General features: G+C 64.9%; 1 protein-coding gene and 1 pseudogene. Both read left to right on the top strand.

Translation table 11 applies throughout. The features are described from left to right. Positions 1-115, top strand: a pseudogene (locus F6Q13_RS16500) (PIN domain-containing protein); the annotation flags it as partial. 649 nt (positions 116-764) lie between these two features. After that, positions 765-2,012 (top strand): IS256 family transposase, encoded by a 1,248-nt coding sequence (locus F6Q13_RS16505; protein WP_293058821.1) that lies wholly within the window; start codon positions 765-767, stop codon positions 2,010-2,012. The last annotated feature ends 453 nt before the right edge of the window (positions 2,013-2,465 follow it).

The following is a 2,465-nucleotide window of genomic DNA, read 5'->3' on the forward strand; positions in this document are numbered from 1 at the left end:
CGACGCCGTCCTTGTAGCCCTCGCCGTCGAGCATCACTGCACGGTGGTGACCCTCGATCGCGATTTTGCCCGGTTCGCCTCGGTGCGCCACATCCTCCTGTCGGCTGCCAGGTGAATGGGACCACCTTAGGGCTGGTTTTGCCATGAGTGGACGTGCCGCCGACCGGCGACCGACACGGCAGCCGACGACACCAATCCCGCCGGGCACGAGTTAGTTCCAGTACCAAATCAGCAGTGCCGATTCCGTCACGTGCGTTGTCGTGTAGGTGCCAGCGCCCACGCCCCGACCGGCATCTGTTTGCTGGCTTCACGACTCCGTCACCCGCCGAAAAGTCACACAAAAGTCACAACAGGTTGTTTACCCCTGGGACTCACTGACACTCCCCCATACCCCTGACCTGCATGTTCACTTCAGCGAGACTCCGAAAACCTGCAGGTCGACTTTGCTGTTCTGATCCGGAGCAGAAGGCCGCAGGTTCGAATCCTACCGGGGGCACCGCCTGACCAGCAGAAATGCACGGATGGGTGCACTGAGGTGGCTGGCACATCCGCTATGACGACAAACATCTACCACCTATCCTGACGTTCCCGCGCGACGGCCGCGAGCCAGCTCGGCGCTGGTTGCGGGCCGCAGTTTCCAGTTGCGTCCAGGGAAGTGGTGTACGAGCCGGTGAGGTCGGCGGGCGTGTCGTAGCCCGGTAGAGGGCGGTCATCGCGTGATTCTTCGAAACGACAGATCAAGTCAATCGAAGGAGACCAGCGCGATGACCGCATCCCACCCTATCGACGTCGAGAAGCTGTTGGCAGATCAACTCGCCACGGCGAGCCCTGATTTGCTGCGTGCGCTGCTATCGACATTTATTGCCGCCTTGATGAGCGCCGAAGCTGACGCGCTGTGCGGGGCCGGGTATGGCGAGCGCAGCCAGGAGCGCTCCAACCGCCGCAACGGCTATCGGCACCGCGATTTCGACACCCGCGCCGGCACGATCGACGTGGCGATCCCCAAGCTGCGGCAGGGCAGCTATTTCCCGGACTGGCTGTTGGTCCGCCGGAAGCGCGCCGAGCGGGCGCTGACCTCGGTGGTGGCCACCTGCTACCTGCTCGGGGTGTCGACCCGGCGCATGGAGCGCCTCGTGGAATCCCTGGGTGTGACACGCCTGTCTAAATCGCAGGTCTCGGAGATGGCCAAAGAGCTCGACGAGGCGGTGGAGGCGTTTCGCACCCGCCCGCTCGACGCCGGGCCGTACACGTTTGTGGCCGCCGACGCGCTGGTACTCAAGGTCCGCGAGAACGGGCGCGTGGTCGGGGTGCACACGCTGATCGCCACCGGCGTCAACGCCGAGGGCTACCGCGAGATCCTCGGGGTGGCCGTCACCTCGGCCGAGGATGGCGCCGGCTGGCTGGCGTTTTTCCGCGACCTGGTCGCCCGCGGCCTATCCGGGGTCAAGCTGGTCACCAGCGACGCCCATCCCGGCCTGGTGGCCGCCATCGGGGCCACCTTGCCCGGGGCGGCCTGGCAGCGCTGCCGCACCCACTACGCGGCCAATCTCATGGCGGTCACGCCCAAGGCCTCCTGGCCGTGGGTGCGCACGCTGCTGCACTCTGTCTTTGACCAGCCCGACGCTGAATCCGTTGTCGCCCAATACGATCGGGTACTCGACGCATTGAGCGACAAACTGCCCAAAGTCGCCGAACACCTCGACGCTGCCCGCGCTGAGCTGCTGGCCTTCACCGCCTTTCCCAAACAGATCTGGCGCCAAATATGGTCCAACAACCCCCAAGAACGGCTCAACAAGGAAATCCGGCGGCGCACCGACGTCGTCGGCATCTTCCCCGACCGCACCGCCATCATCCGCCTCGTCGGTGCGGTCTTAGCTGAACAGCACGACGAATGGATTGAAGGCCGCCGCTACCTCGGCCTAGATGTTCTCACCCGCGCACGCGCCATACCCACCAGCACCGACGAACCCGTCGACGACCAGCCGGCCACCACACCGGCCCTCACCGCCTAAACTGCACCCCGAAGGGTCACGCGATCGAGCGAACTCATACACCACGCCTCCGGGCTTGGCCCTCGTCGGCGTCGAATACCTTGTGGCAGGGGATGGTGTAGGTGCCGCCCCGGTAATTTGACCGCCACGGCAGCGGGCTCCTTGTCTCCCTGGTGGGGGTGACCCACGGTGTAGCGCACCCACTCCAGGTCCCACTGCTGGCCGCCCGGTTTGCGGGTCTCAACCATGATTGTCTGCGGATCGCCGCCGGCGGCCTGCAAATACTGCGTCGAATCCATGTCCGCTTCCACCAGTCGGCGTACCCCATGCCGGGTGGCAGGGATGCTAGCCCAAGAGCCCACGGTTTGACGCCGTTAAACCTATGCATTGGGTTTGCGAATCCCCTGTGTGACAGGGTCACGTGAGCATCCCCGCGCGCTGGGCGCGCGTTCCTGGCGGAGGGAAGATGCTTTG

This window comes from Mycobacterium sp. (assembly GCF_008709575.1).
In the GTDB taxonomy this organism is placed as follows: Bacteria; Actinomycetota; Actinomycetes; order Mycobacteriales; family Mycobacteriaceae; genus Mycobacterium.